Below are 19,240 nucleotides of genomic sequence, written 5' to 3' on the forward strand. Positions count from 1 at the left end.
CGCGCCAGTTCCGCTGGACCCACCAGCGTTACTGGCTCCAACGGGCCCACTGACCTTGCCTGACCCACCATGCCCACTGGACCCACGCGTATCTGCCTGTACCGCGCCGTCACCCGCTGGGGCGGCAAGGGCCAGCACGAACGAGAGGAAGAGCGCGGTGATGATGAACCGTGCGCGACGAGCCTGCGCCGAGTGCAGGCGGCGACCGGACAGGGGATGCAGTGACCGCGGCGGATCGAGAGAGAAGGGGTTCATAAGGCCATGGAAACCTCCCGACAGGTTGCGTGTCAGCACCGCCGACTTCACCTGTGGAAGGCTGTTCATCGTCCACAGGCAGATGACGCGCAAGTGGATGCGCAATCCACAGCTCGTCGCACTTGAGTCCGGGCACCCGATGCACGGTCACAGAGGTGGACGTCGTCCCACCGAACGAACGCGACCGAGTCGGCCCAGGACAACCTCGGCGGGCGACGTTATCTATCCACAGATCACAGCACGCAAGTCGGTGTCGGTGACACCCGCGCAGCTTCCGCAAGTCGGTGTCAGTGAGCCCCGCGAGCCTTCCGACCCCGATTGGAAATGGCTTGCCCAACCGGGCTAGACTGGCCTCAGCAGAAGCGTGTCTTCTGACTACGCGTATCCGAATTCTTCTCCATCCCATGGTGCAAGGGAACCCGTCTGGGCTCACTTGTGGGGCGGACGAACCGGATACCAGGAATCAACCGAAAATGTCACAGTCGCCGTCAGCAGAATCGATGACCGGCTGTGACGTAAAAGCGCCTTCGCGGCGCGAGAGAAAGGAGGGCGTCGGCATGGCCGTCGTCACCATCCGCCAGCTGCTCGACAGCGGCGTTCACTTTGGACACCAGACCCGTCGTTGGAACCCGAAGATGAAGCGCTTCATCTTCACCGAGCGCAACGGCATCTACATCATCGACCTCCAGAAGTCGCTGGGCTACATCGACAACGCCTTCGAATTCGTCAAGGAAACCGTCTCGCACGGTGGTTCGATCCTGTTCGTCGGCACCAAGAAGCAGGCCCAGGAATCCATCGCCGAGCAGGCCAAGCGCGTGGGTCAGCCCTTCGTCAACCAGCGTTGGCTCGGCGGTATGCTCACGAACTTCCAGACCATCTCCCTGCGTCTGCGTCGCCTCAAGGAACTCGAAGAGATCGACTTCGACGACGTTGCCGGTTCCTCGCACACCAAGAAGGAACTGCTCATTCTCCGTCGTGAGAAGGACAAGCTCGAGAAGACCCTCGGCGGTATCCGCGACATGCAGCGGACCCCGTCGGCCGTCTGGATCGTCGACACCAAGAAGGAACACCTCGCCGTCGACGAAGCCAAGAAGCTGGGCATCCCGGTCATCGGCATCCTCGACACCAACTGCGACCCCGATGACGTCACCTACCCGATCCCGGGCAACGACGACGCCATCCGCTCGGTCTCGCTGCTCACCCGCGTGATCGCCGACGCCGTGGCCGAGGGCCTCATCGCCCGCCACTCCTCGGACGACGCAGGTGGAGAGAAGAACGTCTCCGCCGTCGAGCCGATGCCCGAATGGGAGCGCGAGCTCCTCGAAGGCAACGCCTCCACCTCGGAGGAGACCGCCACCGAGGCTGCTCCCGCTGAGGCCGCTCCGGCCGAAGCCGCTGCTCCCGCCGAGGCTGAGGCTGCCCCCGCCGCCGAAGCGAGCGAAGAGCCCGCCGAGGCTGCTGCGGAGTCCGCAGAGTCGACCGAGTCCTGATTTCCGCCCACTCCACCACCCTTAGGAGAACGAATGGCAAACTACACTGCCGCTGACATCAAGGCACTGCGCGAGAAGACCGGCGCCGGAATGATGGACGTCAAGAAGGCCCTCGATGAGGCTGACGGCGACCAGGCGAAGGCAATCGAGCTGCTCCGCGTGAAGGGCCTCAAGGGCGCCACCAAGCGTGAGGGCCGCTCCACCTCCGACGGACTCGTCGCCACCCACGTGGACGGCGGAGTCGGAACCATCATCGAGCTGAACTCGGAGACCGACTTCGTGGCGAAGTCCGACCCGTTCATCGCTCTGGCCGACCAGGTCCTCGAACTCGCCGTGGCGAACAAGGCCGACTCGGCCGAGGCGCTGCTCGGGGCCGAGACCGACGGCAAGCCAGTCTCGCAGTTCATCACCGAGAGCGGTGCGACCCTCGGCGAGAAGGTCGCCCTGCGTCGCGTGGCTCGCCTCGAAGGTGGGAACGTCGAGTCCTACCTCCACCGCACGAACAAGGACCTGCCTCCGCAGGTCGGCGTTCTGCTGGCCTACGAGGGTGACGACTCCTCCGTCGCTCACGATGTCGCCGTGCACATCGCCGCGCTGAGCCCGAAGTACTTCTCCCGCGACGAGGTTCCTGCCGAACTCGTGGAGAACGAGCGCCGCATCGCCGAAGACACCGCGAAGAACGAGGGAAAGCCCGAACAGGCCATCCCGAAGATCATCGAAGGTCGCGTCAACGGCTTCTTCAAGGAAAACTGCCTGCTCGACCAGGGCTTCGCCAAGGAGCCCAAGCAGTCCGTGGCGAAGATCCTCGAAGCCGCCGGGGTCAAGGCCACCGGCTTCGTGCGCTTCCGCGTCGGAGCCTGAAGCACCACTGACCGCCCGGCGGGTCACCGCCCGCCGCGCAGTCCACGCCCCTGAACAGGTTCACCTGTGAGTGGGCGGCCGGAGAGCGGAAGCTCACTCATGAGTGAAACCTCACCGGCATGAGACGGGGTCGGACCAATCGGTCCGGCCCCGTTTTCGCTAGACTTGCCCCGATGACCATCCGGGCTCCCATCTGCCCGCACGGAAGAAGGACTTAATGACAAGTACTCCGGTTCACGAATCCAGCCTTGCCAGCAGACCCGTTCGCACCCATCGGCGCCGAGTGCTCCTCAAGCTCTCGGGCGAGGTCTTCGGCGGAGGCAAGATCGGTGTCGATCCCGATGTCGTCGCCGCGGTCGCCCGTGAGGTCGCCCCCACCGCAGAAGAGGTCGAAGTCAGCATCGTCGTCGGCGGCGGCAACTTCTTCCGCGGTGCCGAACTCTCCCAGCGCGGCATGGACCGCACGCGTGCCGATTACATGGGCATGCTCGGAACCGTGATGAACTGCCTGGCTCTCCAGGACTTCCTCGAACAGACCGGGGTTGACACCCGGGTGCAGACCGCGATCCCCATGTCGCAGGTCGCCGAGTCCTATATTCCCCGTCGCGCCATGCGCCACATGGAGAAGAACCGGGTCGTCATCTTCGGCGCCGGAGCCGGACTGCCCTATTTCTCCACCGACACCGTCGCCGCCCAGCGCGCACTCGAGATCCACGCCGATGAGGTCCTCATCGCGAAGAACGGTGTCGACGGCGTATACACCGCGGACCCGAAGATCGACCCGAGTGCGGAGAAGATCAAGGAGATCACCTACCAGGAGGCGCTGCAGAAGGGCCTCAAGGTCGTCGACGCCACCGCGTTCTCCCTGTGCATGGACAACAAGCTCCCGATGCACGTCTTCGGGATGGAGGGCGAGGGCAACCTCCGGAAAGCCATCGTCGGCGAGAAGATCGGCACCGTCGTCCACTGAGATTGTCCACTGAGGCCATCATCCACTGAGACAGCCGGGCAGCATACGTGCAGGTCAGAACACTCCGATACCGGTTCGGTGAGGAAATTGTGACCTATGGCCCATAGAATGAATCCAAAGCTCCCAGATACGAAAAGAGTGAGTCGTGATTGAAGAGACACTGGCCGAAGCCAGAGAGAAGATGGACAAAGCCGTCGAGTTCACGCAGGACGACTTCGCGTCGATCCGCACCGGACGCGCCAACCCGGCCCTGTTCGCCGAGATCGAGATCGAGTACTACGGTGCCCCGACCCCGCTGCAGCAGCTGGCCTCTTTCCAGACTCCCGAGGCTCGAACGATCCTCGTTACCCCCTATGACAAGGGCACGCTGAACGACATCGAGAACGCACTGCGCAACTCGGACATCGGAGCGAACCCGGCCAACGACGGCAACGTCATTCGCGTCGTGCTCCCGGAGCTGACCGAGGAGCGCCGCAAGGAATACGTCAAGATCGTCAAGGGCAAGGCCGAAGACGGCAAGGTCTCGATCCGCAACATCCGCCGCCACGCCAAGGAGACCCTTGAGCGCATCAAGAAGGACGGCGAGGCCGGGGAGGACGAAGTCACCCGCGGCATCTCCGAGCTCGATGATCTGACGAAGAAGAAGGTCGAGAACGTCGATCAGCTGCTTTCCCAGAAGGAAGCTGAGCTTCTCGAGGTCTGATGATCGCTGTGACCGGGTCCGACAGCCTCTCCTCCGATCCGGCTCCCCTCGGGGAGCCGGAGGAGCCGCGTGCGTCGGCGGCGGAGAACCCGTACCCCCGACGTCGGGACCTCCGCAATTCCGACAAGACCTATTCCCCGGATGATCCGGAGTTCGCGCCGATCCCGGAATCGGTGACAGAACCCGCCGAGGTGGCCGCCAAGGACTACGGCAAAGCCGGTCGCAATCTTCCCGCCGCCATCGGCATCGGTCTCCTCATCGGCGGGATCGTCCTCGCCTCGTTGATCTTCCTGCCCATCTCCTTCATCTTCATCATCCTCGTGGCCATCGTCGCGGCGATGTGGGAGCTGGCGAACGCGCTCTCACGGTCCGGCTCGCTGGTGTCCCGAGTGCCGACGATGATCTCTGCGGCCTGTATGGTCGTGGCGACCTACGTCGGCGGCCGCGAGGCCCTCTGGGTGACCTTTGCCGCCAGCGCCGGAGCCGTCATGCTCTTCACGATGGTCGAGAGGCGCAAGAACGCGGTCAAGGACGTGTCCCTGTCCCTGTTCGCGCTCACCTATGTCGGCCTCATGGCCTGCTTCGTCGTCTACCTGATCACCCAGCCGAACGGCAACTTCTACGTCATCCTGTTCCTCGCCGCCGTCGTCGCCTCGGATGTCGGCGGCTACATCTTCGGCGTCCTCTGGGGCAAGCACCCCATCGCCCCGACGATCTCACCGAAGAAATCGTGGGAAGGCTACCTCGGGTCGGTGGTGTTCGCCGCCGCCGTGGCGACGATCCTGGCCGTCACCCTCTTCGATGCGCCGATCTGGACCGGGCTCGTCTTCGGTGCGGTGATGCCGGCGTTCGCCACCCTCGGCGACTTCAGCGAATCGATGATCAAACGCGACCTCGACCTCAAGGACATGGGCACCCTGCTGCCGGGCCACGGTGGTGTGATGGACCGACTCGACTCGATCCTGCCGACCGCGCCCGTGGCCCTTGTGATGTTCTCGGTCCTGCCCGGCTACCTCTGAGGCCCGGCTGCCGCTGAGGCTCACCGCTCGCGGCGTGGCGGTCCGCACACCACAGCGACGGCCGCATCATGAGACAATGGGTGTGTGAGTTCTCAAGCAGGCAGAAGGCAGACCCGTCCCGTCGTGGAGCATCCCGACGGCACCACGTCGACGACACCGACGCGTGACGGCCGCCCCCTTCTCAATTTCAAGTCCCCGCGGGTCAGCCAGCCGCAGCAGCATCTGGCGGACATGAGCATGGACGAGCGCATCGACGCCGTCAAGGAGATGGGCCTGCCCGCCTTCCGCGCCAAGCAGATCTCCACCCACTACTTCACCCACTTCCAGACCGACGCCGAGTCGATGACGGACCTGCCCAAGGACCTGCGGGCCCAGGTGCAGGAGCGCTTTTTCCCACATCTGCTCACCGAGGTCCGCCGCCTGCGCACCGAGAACGGCGACACCATCAAGTTCCTGTGGCGCCTCTTCGACGGCGCGCTCGTCGAATCCGTGCTCATGCGCTACCGCAACCGCGTCACTCTGTGCGTATCGAGCCAGTGCGGCTGCGGCATGAACTGCCCGTTCTGCGCCACCGGACAGCAGGGCCTGACCCGCAATATGTCGACCGCGGAGATCGTCGAGCAGGTGGTTCGCGCCAACCAGGTCATCGCCGCCGGTGAGCTCGCCGCGGCTCCGTCCTCGGACATGCCGGGTGCCGGAGAGACCGCTCTGGGCGCCGAAGCCGATGAGGAACAGGGCGAGGAGCCGAGCTGGGGCGAGGACGGAGCGTCAGCGTCCGCCGGCGCTTCGACCGGATCCGGGCCGGCCACCTCGGCGACGGGACCCGAACGGGTCTCGAACATCGTGTTCATGGGCATGGGCGAACCCCTGGCCAACTACAAGCGCGTGATGAACGCGGTGCGCCGGTTCGTCGAACCCGCACCCGGCGGCCTGGGCATGTCTGCCCGCCGGATCACCGTGTCCACGGTCGGCCTGGTGCCCGGCATCAACAAACTCGCCGCCGAGGACATCCCCGTGACCTTCGCGCTCAGCCTCCACGCCCCCGACGATGAGCTGCGCGACGAGATGATCCCGGTCAACACCCGGTGGAAAGCCGACGAGGCCATCGACGCCGCGTTCAACTACTACCAGGTCACCGGTCGTCGCGTGAGCATCGAATATGCGCTGATCAAGGACATGAACGACCACGCATGGCGTGCGGAGCTGCTGGCGAAGAAGCTCAACGCCCGCGGCCGCGGCTGGGTCCACGTCAACCCGATCCCGCTCAACCCGACCCCAGGCTCGGTGTGGACGGCGTCCGAGCCGGAAGTCGCGAACGAATTCGTCCGCCGACTCATCGACCAAGGCATCCCGACGACGATCCGCGACACCCGCGGCTCCGACATCGACGGTGCCTGCGGACAGCTCGCCGCCGCCGACTGAGCAGCCCCGGGCACGCAAATTCCCCGCCATCCATTTATCATGGTGGAAACGACACATTCGCACGATTCGCTTCTGGAGGAGACATGGCGGACACGACTTTCCCTCGAATGTCCGGGTGGAAGAACGGGTACGACCCGAAACAGGTCGACAGCTTCTTCAAGCGTGCTCGTGAATCCTTCGAGCGCCCGACCCCCCAGCCCGGTGACCTCGACTCCCGTGCCGTGCGCACCGTCGGCTTCGACCTCGTCCGCAAGGGCTACCACGTCGCCGTCGTCGACGCCGCCCTCGACCGCCTCGAGGACGCCTTCGCCAAGCAGGCCCGCGACCGGCTCATCGCCCAATCCGGACAGGACGCCTGGGTCTCCGAGCTCACCCGCGTCGCCGCGTCCCTGCGAGGACGCCTGGTCCGCGAATCCGGCGAACGCTTCGACAATCCGGCACCCGGCGTCATCGGCTACGACATCGTCCAGGTCGACGACATGTGCGACAAGGTCAACGCCTACTTCACGCAGGGCGTGGCGATGAGCGTCGACCAGGTCCGTCGCGTGCTGTTCAAGACCGCGAAGGGCAACAAGGCCTACGACGAGGACCAGGTCGATGCGTTCATCGACCGCGTCGTCGAGGTGATGGCCTCCGTTGACTGAGTTCCACTTCTTCTCTGCACCGACGAGCACCTCGCCCGGCACGCTCAATCCGGTCTACGAACTCCTCGACTTCCCGATCGTCATGGGCGGCGCCGATGACATCGTGCTGACGGGTCCGGCCCCGGAGCGGCCGCTCGTCGACGGACGTGAGGTCAGCGACCCGCGCTTGGTCAAGGCGCTGTCGAAGCCGATCGAGCTCGACCGCGCCGAGGTGCTCGACCGGAGCGCGAAACTCGCCGGAGTGCTGCGGACGATGGGAATCGACCCGGAGTCCGGAATCCGACTGACCATCGCCGAGGATGTTCCGCCGACGGCGCGGGCGCTGAGCATCCTGGCTGCCGCGCGGATCGGCGTCATCGTCGATGCGCGCCAGGAAAACGGACGCCAAGCCGACGGAGTCGTGGGGGAGGAGCCCGCCGAGGCCGGTGATGGTCCCGTGGTTCGCATTCACGCGATCGAGACCCAGCCCGTCGAACCGGGGCGCGCCTCGGTCAAGGTCACCCGCTCACGTTTCGAAGGTGTCGGCGCCACCTTGGGTGAGCAGACGGCCAACCTCGACCAGGCGATGCGCGACTCCCGCGTCGAATCCGCCGAAGTTGTCCCGCTCACACCCGAGCGACCGCTGGTCCTCACTTCGGCCGGTGTGCTCGACGCCCGTGCGAGCCACGACTGGCTGCGCGCCGAGGTTCTCCCTGAAGCCTGAGCCGTCGGAGGCTGATTCAGTCGCGGCGCTTGTGAGTGAGCTCAGGGCCGCAGGCTGCGTCTTCGCCGAGGAAGAGGCGGCCATTCTGCTCGTGGCCGCCACTTCCGCGCCGGCCACGCTGGATGGGATGCTCGCCCGCCGAGGCGCGGGTGAACCCCTCGAGCAGATCGTAGGCTGGGTCGAATTCGCAGGCCACAGGCTCACCGTCGTCCCGGGAGTGTTCGTTCCCCGGCAGCGGACGACCCTGCTGGCCGAGCACACCACCCGCGTACTCCGCATGGCCGAAGACGCCGCGGTGCTCGTCGAAGCCTTCTGCGGGATCGGTCCGGTTGCGAGCACGGTCGCCCGTGTTCTTCCGGGAACGACCATCCACCTCGGCGATCGAGATCAGAGGGCACTCGACTGTGCCCGTGCGAACGTCGGGACCGGAGCGGGTATCCACCTGCTCGATTGCCTGTCGGGCCTGCCGTCCGAATTGGCCGGCCGCGTCGCTGTCATCTGCGCGGTGCCTCCCTACGTGCCCGAATCGGCGCGGGAATTCCTCCCGCGGGAGGCCACGGACCATGAGTCACCGAACGCCTTGTTCGGCGGGGCAGACGGGCTCGACCTGGTCAGACGCCTCATCGCAGAATCGCTTGACTGGCTGCGCCCGGATGGGACCGTACTCATCGAAGTCGGTCACGGGCAGACTGAAACAGCCGCCGCTTATGCCCGGGAACTCGGGTACACGACGCACAGCCACCTCGGCGAGGACGAGCAGACGGCGGTGCTGGAACTCCGGCGCTGACGGCAAGTACGTCGGCGCGGTGCGCGGCAGATACAGACAACCGCTGGCCAGAAGACCGACTGCTATGGACTAGTCCGATGCATGGGGTCTTCTGGCCAGCGGTTGCAAGCGCCAACGGGCCAACTCCGCTGGCTGGCCGCTGGCGGCTCAGTTCGCGAAGGCGTTGATTCCGGTCAGGGAGCGGCCGAGGGTGAGCTGGTGGACCTCGTGGGTGCCCTCGTAGGTGAGCACGGTCTCGAGGTTGACCGCGTGACGCAGCGGCGGGTACTCACTCGTGATGCCTGAACCGCCGAACAGGGCGCGCAGGTCACGGCAGACATTCATCGCGGTGTCGACGTTGACCATCTTGCCGAGGCTGATCTGCTCGGGACGCACACCCTTCTCCGAGTCCTTGAGCTTGCCCAAGTGAGCGGCGAGCAGGGTGATCTGCGAGTACTGGCCGAAGGCTTTCGCGAGCTTCTGCTGGCTGATCTGGAATGAGGACAGCGGACGGTCGAACTGGATTCGGGTGCCGGTGTACTCGAGGGCCGAGAGCAGAGCGTCGCGGGCGGCACCGGTGACGCCGAAGACGATGCCGTAGCGGGCCTCGGACAGGCAGGACAGCGGCCCCTTGAGTCCCTTGGCCTCGGGCAGCATCGCATCTTCGGGCAGGCGGACGTTGTCGAGGACGATCTCACCGGTGATCGAGGCCCGCAGGGAGATCTTGCGGTGGATCTCCGGGGTCTGCACGCCGGGCGTATCGCTGGGCACGACGAAGCCGCGCACGATCTGCTTGCCCTTGTCATCGGTCTCCTCGATCTTGGCCCAGACGACTATGACGTCGGAGACCGGGGAGTTCGTGATCCACATCTTCGATCCGTTGAGGATCCAGTCGGTCCCGTCCTTCTTCGCCGTGGTCTTCATCCCGGAGGGGTCGGAGCCGACATCGGGTTCGGTCAGACCGAAGCAGCCGATGGCTTTGCCGGCGGCCATCTTCGGCAGCCATTCCTCTTTCTGGGCTTCGGAACCGAAGTGGTGGATGGCGAACATCGCCAGGGAGCCCTGGACGGAGACGAGGGAGCGCAGACCGGAGTCGATGGCTTCGAGCTCACGGCAGGCCAGTCCGTACTGGGTGGCGGTGGAGCCGCCGCAGCCGTAGCCCTCGAGGTGCATGCCGAGGAGGCCGAGTTCGCCGAGTCCTTCGGCGAGTTCGCGGGCGGGGATGGTCGATTCGAGGAAGTAGTCGCCGATCTTCTCACGGACGTTCTCGTCCAGCCACTTCTTCACGATCGATGCGAACTCGAGGTCGTCGGGTTCGAAGACCGAATCCAGTCCCAGGATGTCATCGGGGCTCAGCGCCTTACTCATAAAAACCTCTCTCGCCGTCGAATCGGATTTCACGCCCACCGTATCGCTGTTCAGCAGGAGGACTGTCGAGTCATTTCCCAGAGAACTTTGGCATCATCGGTAGGCGTGAGCAAACGTAGAATCATTGTAGTCGGCTCAACCGGATCGGTCGGCACGCAGGCCCTCGACGTCCTCTCCGAACACCGAGAGACCTACGAGATCGTCGGTCTCGCCGCCGGCACCCAGCTCGACCTGCTCCTGACCCAGGCCCTCGACTTCGCGGTGCCCGTCATCGGACTGACCACCGCGCCGGCCGGGGGAGAGGCCGAGATCCGGCAGCGGCTGAGTGAGCTGGCGGCCCAGCGGGGCATCGCCGATCCCGTCGAAGAGATCCGACTCGGGGACAATGCCGCCGAGGCGGTCGCTGGGAACGACTGCGACATGGTCCTCAACGCGGTGACCGGGGCCGTCGGTCTCGGTGCGACCTTGGCCGCCCTCGAGCGAGGCTCCGACGTGGCCCTGGCGAACAAGGAATCCCTCATCATCGGCGGCTCCATCGTCCTCGACGCCGCCGCCCGCAGCGGCGCCCGACTCGTGCCCGTCGACGGGGAGCATTCGGCCATCGCCCAGGCTCTGCGCTCCGGGACCCACGGCGAAGTCAGCAAGCTCATCATCACCGCCTCCGGCGGGCCCTTCCGCGGGATGACCCGTGACGCCCTGCGCCGAGTCACCCCGGCCCAGGCGCTCAAACATCCGACCTGGTCGATGGGCTCGATGATCACCATCAACTCCGCGACCCTGGTGAATAAGGGCCTCGAAGTCATCGAGGCGCACCTGCTCTTCGGCACCGACTTCGACCACATCGAGGTCGTCGTCCACCCGCAGTCCCACGTCCAGTCGATGGTCGAGTTCAGCGATTCCTCGACACTGGCCCAGATCGCGCCCCCGGACATGCGACTGCCGATCTCCTATGCCCTGGGTACCCAGTCCGACGGTTCGACTCGCCGGCTGGCCTCGGGCGCGGTGGCCAACAACTGGGGTCAGCCCATGCACTGGTCCTTCGAACCGGTCAACCATATGGCCTTCCCGGCACTCGGCCTGGCCATCGAGGCGGGCCGCCGTGGCCGGAGCTTTCCTGCCGTGTTCAACGCCGCCAACGAGGTCCTCGTCGAGGCCTTCGTCAGTGGAGAGCTGTCTTTCACCGGAATCGACGACGGACTGGCCCAAGCTCTCGCCGCCCACACGCCTGCGGATGAGCACACCGTGGACACGGTGCTCGCCGCCGATGCGTGGGCGCGTGAGTTCGCCCGCGAATATGCGACCTCCCACGCACCGCAGGCGGCGGGGGTCTGAGATGACGGTTCTGCTCTACATCATCGGGATCATCCTGTTCCTCATCGGCATCTCGATCTCGATCGCCCTTCACGAACTCGGCCACCTGACCCCGGCGAAGCGCTTCGGGGTCAAGGTCACCCACTACATGGTCGGCTTCGGTCCGACCCTCTTCTCCTTCCGCCGCGGCGAGACCGAATACGGCATCAAGGCACTCCCGCTCGGCGGATTCATCGCCATGCCGGGCATGTACCCGCCGATCGAGGCGACGAAGCAGTCCCTCGTTCCAGCAGGACGCGCAGGGACGGCCGCAGGCGAGGACTGCGCCCCCGCCGACCCCGCAGACATCACCGCGGACGCGCCGAGGCGGGAACGCCGGCAGCGGAAGGGGCGGCTGTTCGAGAACACGATGGCCGATGCCCGCGAGTTCTCGAACCAGGAGATCGAGCCGGGGGAGGAGCATCGGACCTTCTATGCGCTGAGCATTCCCAAACGCCTCGTCGTCATGTTCTCCGGCCCTCTGGTCAATCTCGTGCTCGGGATCATCATTATGGCGATCTCGCTGCTGGGCATCGGCGTGCTCACCCCGACGACGACCGTCGAGACCGTCGTCGAATGCGCCGTGCCCGCCTCGGAGGCCGCGCAGAGGCCCGCCGATGCCAAGAACACCTGCCAGGACGACGATCCGCTCACTCCCGCTTGGGAGGCCGGGATCAAGCCGGGCGACGAGATCACTTCGGTCGCCGGGGTGGAGACGGAGGACTGGGACGAACTGTCCGGAGTGATCAAGGAGCACGCCGGGCAGCGGGTCGAGGTCGACTTCGTCCGCGACGGCCAGGCCCAGTCCGTGACCGTGCCGATCATCGCCTCCGAACGTCCCCGCGTCGACGATCAGGGACAGCTGATGACCAATCCCGACGGCTCCCCGCAGACCGTGACCGAGGGATTCTTCGGCGTCGGCCCCGTCCAAGAACATCAGTCGCTGCCGCTCGACCAGTTCCCCGGAGCCGTCTGGGATCAGGTCACCGGGGTCTTCCACGCGATCATCACCCTGCCGGTCAAACTCGTCGACATCGCCCAGGTGGCCACCGGGGAGAAGGAACGCGACTCCGAAGGCCTCGTCGGAATGGTCGGGGTGGGGCGGATCGCCGGCGAGATCGTCTCGACCGACCATCTCGAGATCGTCGAGAAGGCGCAGCTCGGGCTTGGCATGCTCGGCTCGCTGAATATCTTCCTGTTCGCGTTCAACATGATCCCGCTGCTGCCCCTCGACGGCGGCCACATCGCCGTCGGCCTCTACGAGGGGGCCCGCCGCCAGATCAACAAGTGGCGAGGCCGCGGAAAGATCGGCCCCTTCGACACAGCGAAGCTGCTGCCGCTGACCTACGTCGTCATCGGGCTGATGCTGTGCATGACCGCGCTGCTCGTCTACGTCGACCTCGTCAAACCGATCACCCTCGACGCGATCTTCAACTCCGGCGGGTAGGCCCGGGCCGCCGGGTCAGTCAGGCGCTGAGTCCGTGGGGCTGAGCCACGGGCGGGGCCGGTCCGTGGCTCAGTCGCTCAGGTTCTCAGTCGTTCAGGCGCTGAGCCCGATCGTCATCACCGCGCCGAGGTGGTCGAGGCTGACAGTGATCGTCGCCGGTGCTCCGGGTCCCTCACCCCGTCGGTCGTTGCCGTGTCCGTCACTGCCGGGCACCGTGACCGTTCCCTTGAGGGCGGTGACCATGGTGATCTCGGCGGAAGTGAACTCCCGATCGAGGCCCTTCTCCGCGGCCCAGGCGGTGAAGCGGGCACGCCGTTCGGTGCGGGGTTCGTCGAGGTCCACGTTCACGGTGAACAGCTCATCGGCGACCGCCTCGTCGAAGTTGACCACAAGGTTCGCCGCCCGCCGGACCGTCTCGGCCTGGGCCGGGCCGGCGGGGTATCGCGGGGCCGGCACCGAGGTGGTCGTCCGGCTCAGCTGCAGCTCAGGAGAACCGATGGCACTGGCCCAACCGGCGTCGATGGCATCGGCGACGACGCGCTGGGCCGGATAGTAGGTGGTGTTGCCGAGGACGACGATGCTCAGTCCCAGTTCCGGGAACCAGCGCATGTGAGAGCCGAAGCCGGGGTAGCCGCCGGAGTGGCAGATGACCCGACCGAACCGGGAATCGAGTCGGTTCTCGAGGCCGTACCCGTAGTGCAGGGACTCCGTGTGATGCTCGCTTCTCTGGAGTTCGACGAGCCGGTGGGCCTGCTGATCGTCGGCGAGGATCCGTGACCACGACCCCGGCGCATAGTCGTCGATGTTCTCGAGAGCATCGAGATGGGCGTTCATCCATGCCCCGAGGTCGCGCACCGTCGAGATCACCCCGCCGATGGGGGAGAAGACTCCTGGGCCGGTGACCTCGGCCGGGTGCAGCGACCCCTGAGCGTCGATACGGAAGCCGGGGATGAGATCGGGGAAGTCGGCAGGGTCGAAGCCGGTGCGATTGAGGCCGAGGGGAGTGAGCACCTCGGTGGTGACGATCTCAATGAACGAGCGCCCGGTGACCGCCTCGGCGACGACGCCGAGCAGGGCATAGCCGAGGTTCGAGTACTCGTAGCCGGTGTCGGCCGGGGCGATGGGGATGGCGCCGCGATGCAGATGGGCGATGAGCTCGGCCGGAGTCATCGCCTCCACCCGGTCGGCCCACGGGTCGTCCTTCGCGAAACCGGTGCCCATGGTCAGGGCCTGACGGCAGGTGCGATCGGCCACCTCGGTGCCAGCAAGATCAGGGACGAGCCGCGCGAAGGGCATGTCGAGGTCGAGGCCGTTCGCGGCGAGGAAGCCGATGGCCGTCGCTGTGAACGACTTCGTCATCGAGGCGATGCGGTACGGAACGTCAGCGTTCACGGCTCGCGCGGCTTCGCCTCGGCGGAAGACTCCCCAGGCCAGGGACCCGCCCTGATCGATGAGCGCCTGCGCCTGACGGTCGAGGACCGCGGTCATCGCGTCGATATCGGGCTGGACGAACGGCGTGGACGTCGTATCGCTCACTGAAGTCTCCTTCGGGCCGGTGACAGGACACCTTCACATTACCCGGCATTGGGACTTGGGCCGGGCCTTCGTGCAGAAATTGGGCCGGGGTCCCAGCACCGAGGAGGTGGTCGGAAGTCCTACAATATGAGTGGCCTGCGCAATACGGTCGACGGTCAGCGTAGATGGCTGGTCAGCAGGAGAAATGAGGGAACAAGGGTGCTGAGGCTGGGCCGGATGGGTCACCAACACACGACGTGGCTGAAGAGTCAGCTCGCACTCAACCCCTGTGAGAACGTGTACCTCATCTCGCTGCTCGAGGTCACCGGCACCGCGCAGCTGAACTCGCCGGCGGGAACCCTCTACGGAGTCTTCGACGGGGACCGACCCGTCGCCGCCTACTGGGTCGGCGGAAACATCATCCCGGTCACCGCGAGCCCGGGAACCAACCAGGTGCTCGCCGAAATGCTCAATGCCGATGGTCGCTATTCGTGCTCACTGATCGGGGACCGGACGATCATCCTCGACCTGCAGAGCCGGCTGAATTGGGGTCGCGCCCGGGGTGTGCGGGAACGTCAGCCGCTGCTCGCACTCAGCTCCGACCCCGTGGTCGAACCTGACGAGGCGGTGGTGCGGGCGACTCTTGATGATCTGCACACGATCTATCCCGCCAGCATCGACATGTTCACCAAGGAGGTCGGGTTCTCCCCGATCGAGGATGGCGAGTCGAACTTCCTCGCCCGGGTGCGCGGCATTATCCGCTGCAAGAACTGCTACGCCAGGATCTCCGACACCCTGCCTCAGGGCGGTCCGGTGCCCCGCTGGCCGGCGACCGACCGGGATGAGCAGGTTCTGTTCAAGGCCGACATCGGCATCCGCGCTCGCCGCATCGTCCAGGTGCAGGGAGTCTGGGTCCACCCCGAGGTCAGGATGCAGGGGCTCGGGGCCGCTGGGATGGCCGCAGTGGTCAAGCGGACTCGCGACAAGGGGCACACGACCGTGAGCCTCTACGCCAACGACTACAACGAGGCGGCCCTGCGCATGTACTCCCGCGTCGGCTTCGAACAGGTCGGCACCTTCGCGACCGTGATGTACTGAGCCTGAACCGGCCCTTGTGCGGGCCTGTGCGGCGCAGTGCTGTCCTGTGCGGCGCAACCGCGCGCCAGAAGTCCCCTTGCAGCGGACTAGTCCGCTACGCAGGGACTTCTGGCAAGCGGTCGCGGGCAGGCAGGGACTTCTGGCAAGCGGTCGCGGGCAGGCAGGGACTTCTGGCAAGCGGTCGCGGGCTGGCAGGGACTTCTGAGGCGTTGATGCGCTGGTGGCGCCTCGGGTCAGGGGCGCTTGCGGTCGCGGTTCGTCGGCTTGGCCAGATCGCCGAGGAACTTCTCCATCTCGCGGCGGTCCTTCTTCGTCGGCCGCCCCAGCCCTTTGTCCCGACGAGGGACGAACCCGCGCAGAGCCGGATCCGGCGGGGGAGTGAGATCCTCATAGCACTGCACCGCGATCGAGGCCTGCCTGCGCGTTGGGATGAAGCCGGTGATCTTCCAGATGAACTCGGAGCCGGCCTTGCGGACTCGGACCTCCTGACCGATCGTGATCTTCTGGGCGGCCTTGATCCGCTGCCCGTCGACCTGCACATGCCCGCCCCGGCAGGCCTGGGTGGCGAGATTGCGGGTCTTGAACATGCGGGTCGTCCACAGCCACACGTCGATGCGCATGTGCCGGTTCGGCGACCGGTCGATCTCCTCGGTCACTGCGGACCTTCGGTTCCGGTGCGGGTGGTCTCTGCGCCGGCAGCGGCGGTGCCCCCGCCGCCGGTGAAGTCGGTGCTGGTGAAGTCGGTGCTGCGCAGCGCGAGCTCGGAGCGGCGGCTGAAGGTCTGGGCCGGGCGTCCGCGTCCCTGGCTCACGGCCTGGCCGGTCGGTTCGAGCAGCGGCAGCATGGTGCGGCGGAAGGTATCGGCTTGTAGGTGTTCGCCGGCGACGATCTCATGGAGTTCGCGCAGCTGGCGCAGCGAGAACTCCGACTCGAGCAGGCCGAAAGGGTCCGGGGTGCGCTCATGTAGGGAACGCAGGCGGTGCACGGCGACGCGGACGATCTCCTGATGCTCCCAGCTGAGCTCCTGGACCGAGTGCACGGGCACGAGCTTCCGCCGGACCGCCTCGGCGTCGGTGGAATTGGCCGACGCTGACGCGCCGTCTGGCCCCGAGGCACCGACGGTCGCCCCCGCGGAATCCTGGGTGCCCACATCGGCGAGGCCGACGTCGTTCGTCGAGAGCACATCGAGGTGGGCCACGGAGATCACCCACCCGCGATCATCACGGTCCGGCTGGTCGAAGACGTGCAGCTGCACGGGGGCCCGGTCGATCAGCCGGGCCTTCTCGCGCAGGCACCGGGCGACCGCCTCGGCGAGGCGCTCCTGCGGGCGGAGGATCGACCCGGGCAGCTGCCATACACCGTCGCCTGGGTGGGTGAGGAGAACATGCAGGCCGCGTTCGGGAACGGGGCAGAGGACCGCGGTGTCGACCGCGACCGAGGGCCGCGGGAACTGCGTGAGTTGGTTGGATTCAGGCATGCTCTTCGTGTTGGTCGTCGTGTCGGTGTGCGGAACTGGACGGTGTATCGGGTGGTGCATCTGGCGCTGCTTCGGGGTGGTGCTGGCTCCAGTCTAATTCTCTTGCCCGAGGTGACGAATCCGCGGTGACGAGAGCACGCGTGCCGCAGCACCGACAGCACCCCTCCCGCGGGTTACCGCGGGCGCGCCCGCGTGAGATAGTGTTCGATCTGAGTCCTGACGAGTTGAGGAGAAACACCCATGGCCCTGCGCATGTCGTCCCTGTTCGTGCGAACCCAGAAGGAGGACCCGGTCGGCGCCGAGGTGGCCAGCCACAAGCTGCTGCACCGCGCCGGCTACATCCGCAGGTCGGCACCGGGGATCTACACATGGCTGCCGCTGGGCTTGGCCGTGCTCGGCAAGATCGAGACCATCGTCCGTGACGAGATGGCCCGCGCCGGTTCGCAGGAGGTCCACTTCCCCGGACTGCTGCCCGCCGATCCGTACAAGACCTCCGGTCGCTGGGAGGCCTTCGGCCCCGACCTGTTCCACCTCAAGGACCGCCGCGAGAACGACTACATCCTCGCCCCCACCCACGAAGAGGTCTTCACCCTCCTGGTCAAGGACCTCTACTCCTCGTACAAGGATCTGCCGCTCTCGATCTACCAGATCCAGACGAAGTACCGCGATGAGGCCCGCCCGCGGGCCGGGCTGCTGCGCGGCCGCGAGTTCATCATGAAGGACGCGTATTCCTTCGATATCGACGACGCGGGGCTCGATGCCTCCTACGAGGCGATGCGCGTGGCCTATCTGCGCGCCTTCGCCCGCCTCGGCCTGCCCTGCCTGCCTGTCAAGGCGACCCCGGGCGCGATGGGCGGCTCCGGCACCGAGGAGTTCATCTACCCCTCCGAGGTCGGCGAGGACACCTTCGTGCGCTCGCCGGGCGGATACGCCGCCAACGTCGAGGCCGTGACCTCGATCGTCCCCGAGGCGATCCCGTACGAGAACTCCCCAGCTGCCCACGTCGAGGACACCCCGGACACCCCGACGATCGAGACCCTCGTGGCCGCCGCGAACGCGAACCACCCGCGGGAGGACCGTGCCTGGACCGCGGCGGACACGCTGAAGAACGTGGTCTGCGCCGTCACCCACCCCGACGGTACCCGCGAGATCATCGTCATCGGACTGCCCGGCGACCGCGCAGTCGACCTCGACCGCGCCGCCGGAACCGGCATGCTCGGCGCCGGGGAAGTCGACCTCGAGGCCGCCACTGCCGAGGACCTCGCCGCCCACCCGGAGCTCGTCAAGGGCTACATCGGGCCCGGCAACGACCTCGAGCACCCGGTGCTCGGACTCGAGGCGCCCTCGAAGATCCGCTACCTCCTCGACCCGCGCGTCGTCGACGGCACCCGCTGGATCACCGGAGCCAACGAACCCGGCCGCCACGTCTTCGACCTCGTCGCCGGCCGCGATTTCACCGCCGACGGCACCATCGAAGCCGCCGAGGTGGTCCTCGGCGATCCCGCACCCGACGGCTCCGGCCCGCTGGAGCTGGCCCGCGGTGTGGAGATCGGTCAGATCTTCAAGCTCGGCCGCAAGTACGCCGAAGCCCTCGATCTCAAGGTCCTCGACCAGAACGGCAAGGCCACGACCGTGACCATGGGCTCCTACGGCCTCGGCGTCACCCGCGTCATGGCCTGCATCGCCGAGGAATTCCACAGCAACGACGGGCTGCTCTGGCCCCAGCACCTGGCCCCGGCCGACGTCCACGTCATCGTCGCCGGCAAGGGCGAGGAGATCGCGGCGGCCGGTGAGAAGCTCACCGCCGAGCTCGAGGCCGAGGGCGTGAGCGTCCTCCTCGACGACCGCAACAAGGTCTCGCCCGGCTTCAAGTTCGCCGATGCCGAGCTCATCGGCATCCCCACGGTCATCGTCGTCGGCCGCGGAGTCGCCGACGGTGTGCTCGAGGTCCGCAATCGCCTGGCCGATGAGAAGCAGGAGCTTCCCCTCGCCGAGGTGGTCCCGACCACCGTGGAACGGGTCCGTCAGGCCTACGCACAGGCCGGTGCCGCCGCGGACGCCGCGGTCGCCGCCGACGCTGCCGCAGCCGCCGAGGCTGCTGCCGGTACGGCTGCCGACGGCGCGGTCGAGACTCCCGCCGACTGAGTCACCC

17 protein-coding genes are annotated in these 19,240 nt (G+C 66.5%); 13 read left to right on the plus strand and 4 right to left on the minus strand.

What is annotated here, in order from left to right; all coding sequences use genetic code 11:
* The first annotated feature begins 812 nt into the window (after window positions 1-812).
* The 9 genes from rpsB to ACH82I_RS17165 all read left to right on the plus strand — a co-directional run bounded on the left by rpsB (window position 813) and on the right by ACH82I_RS17165 (window position 8,854).
* Window positions 813-1,745 (plus strand): 30S ribosomal protein S2, encoded by a 933-nt coding sequence (gene rpsB, locus ACH82I_RS17125; protein ID WP_413334347.1) that lies wholly within the window; start codon window positions 813-815, stop codon window positions 1,743-1,745.
* A gap of 33 nt (window positions 1,746-1,778) precedes the next feature.
* Window positions 1,779-2,606 carry a translation elongation factor Ts gene (gene tsf / locus ACH82I_RS17130; RefSeq protein WP_413334349.1) on the plus strand — a complete coding sequence of 276 codons (828 nt, stop codon included), beginning with the start codon at window positions 1,779-1,781 and terminating at the stop codon, window positions 2,604-2,606.
* Window positions 2,607-2,823: 217 nt separating this feature from the next.
* Window positions 2,824-3,576, plus strand: coding sequence for a UMP kinase (gene pyrH / locus ACH82I_RS17135; protein WP_230745075.1), 753 nt, complete (start codon window positions 2,824-2,826; stop codon window positions 3,574-3,576).
* Between the two features lie 145 nt (window positions 3,577-3,721).
* Window positions 3,722-4,279, plus strand: coding sequence for a ribosome recycling factor (gene frr, locus ACH82I_RS17140; RefSeq protein WP_230745076.1), 558 nt, complete (start codon window positions 3,722-3,724; stop codon window positions 4,277-4,279).
* Entirely contained in the window at window positions 4,279-5,298 is a 1,020-nt protein-coding gene (locus ACH82I_RS17145) for a phosphatidate cytidylyltransferase (protein WP_230745077.1), read from the plus strand. The genes frr and ACH82I_RS17145 overlap by 1 nt, the downstream gene beginning before the upstream one ends.
* 123 nt (window positions 5,299-5,421) lie before the next feature.
* The gene (rlmN, locus tag ACH82I_RS17150; RefSeq protein ID WP_230745191.1) at window positions 5,422-6,720 is read left to right on the plus strand and encodes a 23S rRNA (adenine(2503)-C(2))-methyltransferase RlmN; all 1,299 of its coding nucleotides are present in this window, start codon (window positions 5,422-5,424) and stop codon (window positions 6,718-6,720) included.
* Between the two features lie 83 nt (window positions 6,721-6,803).
* Window positions 6,804-7,364 (plus strand): DivIVA domain-containing protein, encoded by a 561-nt coding sequence (locus ACH82I_RS17155; protein WP_230745078.1) that lies wholly within the window; start codon window positions 6,804-6,806, stop codon window positions 7,362-7,364.
* Entirely contained in the window at window positions 7,357-8,067 is a 711-nt protein-coding gene (locus ACH82I_RS17160) for a hypothetical protein (RefSeq protein WP_230745079.1), read from the plus strand. The genes ACH82I_RS17155 and ACH82I_RS17160 overlap by 8 nt, the downstream gene beginning before the upstream one ends.
* Window positions 8,068-8,098: 31 nt before the next feature.
* Window positions 8,099-8,854, plus strand: a complete 756-nt coding sequence (locus ACH82I_RS17165) for a N5-glutamine methyltransferase family protein (protein WP_413334352.1) — start codon at window positions 8,099-8,101, stop codon at window positions 8,852-8,854.
* A gap of 147 nt (window positions 8,855-9,001) precedes the next feature.
* Here ACH82I_RS17165 and ACH82I_RS17170 read toward each other — a convergent pair whose 3' ends face one another.
* Window positions 9,002-10,201 carry an acyl-CoA dehydrogenase family protein gene (locus ACH82I_RS17170; protein ID WP_230745081.1) on the minus strand — a complete coding sequence of 400 codons (1,200 nt, stop codon included), beginning with the start codon at window positions 10,199-10,201 and terminating at the stop codon, window positions 9,002-9,004.
* A 105-nt stretch (window positions 10,202-10,306) separates the two neighbouring features.
* Here ACH82I_RS17170 and dxr point away from each other — a divergent pair, with 105 nt between their 5' ends.
* Both dxr and ACH82I_RS17180 read left to right on the plus strand, forming a co-directional pair.
* Entirely contained in the window at window positions 10,307-11,533 is a 1,227-nt protein-coding gene (dxr, locus tag ACH82I_RS17175) for a 1-deoxy-D-xylulose-5-phosphate reductoisomerase (RefSeq protein ID WP_413334355.1), read from the plus strand.
* 1 nt (window position 11,534) lies between these two features.
* The gene (locus ACH82I_RS17180) at window positions 11,535-12,998 is read left to right on the plus strand and encodes a M50 family metallopeptidase (RefSeq protein WP_284934617.1); all 1,464 of its coding nucleotides are present in this window, start codon (window positions 11,535-11,537) and stop codon (window positions 12,996-12,998) included.
* 93 nt (window positions 12,999-13,091) lie between these two features.
* Here ACH82I_RS17180 and ACH82I_RS17185 read toward each other — a convergent pair whose 3' ends face one another.
* Window positions 13,092-14,534, minus strand: a complete 1,443-nt coding sequence (locus ACH82I_RS17185; protein ID WP_413334357.1) for a serine hydrolase domain-containing protein — start codon at window positions 14,532-14,534, stop codon at window positions 13,092-13,094.
* Window positions 14,535-14,750: 216 nt separating this feature from the next.
* Here ACH82I_RS17185 and ACH82I_RS17190 point away from each other — a divergent pair, with 216 nt between their 5' ends.
* Window positions 14,751-15,611: a GNAT family N-acetyltransferase gene (locus ACH82I_RS17190; RefSeq protein WP_413334359.1), complete on the plus strand. Its 861-nt coding sequence runs from the start codon at window positions 14,751-14,753 to the stop codon at window positions 15,609-15,611.
* A 233-nt stretch (window positions 15,612-15,844) separates the two neighbouring features.
* Here ACH82I_RS17190 and ACH82I_RS17195 read toward each other — a convergent pair whose 3' ends face one another.
* Window positions 15,845-16,267 (minus strand): RNA-binding S4 domain-containing protein, encoded by a 423-nt coding sequence (locus ACH82I_RS17195; RefSeq protein ID WP_330166655.1) that lies wholly within the window; start codon window positions 16,265-16,267, stop codon window positions 15,845-15,847.
* Window positions 16,264-17,088 (minus strand): NUDIX hydrolase, encoded by an 825-nt coding sequence (locus tag ACH82I_RS17200; protein WP_230745085.1) that lies wholly within the window; start codon window positions 17,086-17,088, stop codon window positions 16,264-16,266. Before ACH82I_RS17200 ends, ACH82I_RS17195 begins: the two co-directional genes overlap by 4 nt.
* A gap of 240 nt (window positions 17,089-17,328) precedes the next feature.
* On the opposite strand from ACH82I_RS17200, the gene ACH82I_RS17205 reads away from it, so the two are divergent.
* The gene (locus ACH82I_RS17205; RefSeq protein ID WP_413334362.1) at window positions 17,329-19,233 is read left to right on the plus strand and encodes a proline--tRNA ligase; all 1,905 of its coding nucleotides are present in this window, start codon (window positions 17,329-17,331) and stop codon (window positions 19,231-19,233) included.
* Window positions 19,234-19,240 lie beyond the last annotated feature (7 nt).

It is taken from the genome of Brevibacterium sp. GP-SGM9 (genome assembly GCF_047300845.1).
GTDB lineage: Bacteria > Actinomycetota > Actinomycetes > Actinomycetales > Brevibacteriaceae > Brevibacterium.

Coding starts and splice junctions, on each gene's coding strand:
- tsf (WP_413334349.1), top strand. CDS start 1,779: ATGGCAAACTACACTGCCGCTGACATCAAGGCACTGCGCGAGAAGACC.
- ACH82I_RS17170 (WP_230745081.1), bottom strand. CDS start 10,201: ATGAGTAAGGCGCTGAGCCCCGATGACATCCTGGGACTGGATTCGGTC.
- ACH82I_RS17200 (WP_230745085.1), bottom strand. CDS start 17,088: ATGCCTGAATCCAACCAACTCACGCAGTTCCCGCGGCCCTCGGTCGCG.
- rpsB (WP_413334347.1), top strand. CDS start 813: ATGGCCGTCGTCACCATCCGCCAGCTGCTCGACAGCGGCGTTCACTTT.
- ACH82I_RS17190 (WP_413334359.1), top strand. CDS start 14,751: ATGGGTCACCAACACACGACGTGGCTGAAGAGTCAGCTCGCACTCAAC.
- ACH82I_RS17205 (WP_413334362.1), top strand. CDS start 17,329: ATGGCCCTGCGCATGTCGTCCCTGTTCGTGCGAACCCAGAAGGAGGAC.
- ACH82I_RS17180 (WP_284934617.1), top strand. CDS start 11,535: ATGACGGTTCTGCTCTACATCATCGGGATCATCCTGTTCCTCATCGGC.
- ACH82I_RS17145 (WP_230745077.1), top strand. CDS start 4,279: ATGATCGCTGTGACCGGGTCCGACAGCCTCTCCTCCGATCCGGCTCCC.
- ACH82I_RS17155 (WP_230745078.1), top strand. CDS start 6,804: ATGGCGGACACGACTTTCCCTCGAATGTCCGGGTGGAAGAACGGGTAC.
- pyrH (WP_230745075.1), top strand. CDS start 2,824: ATGACAAGTACTCCGGTTCACGAATCCAGCCTTGCCAGCAGACCCGTT.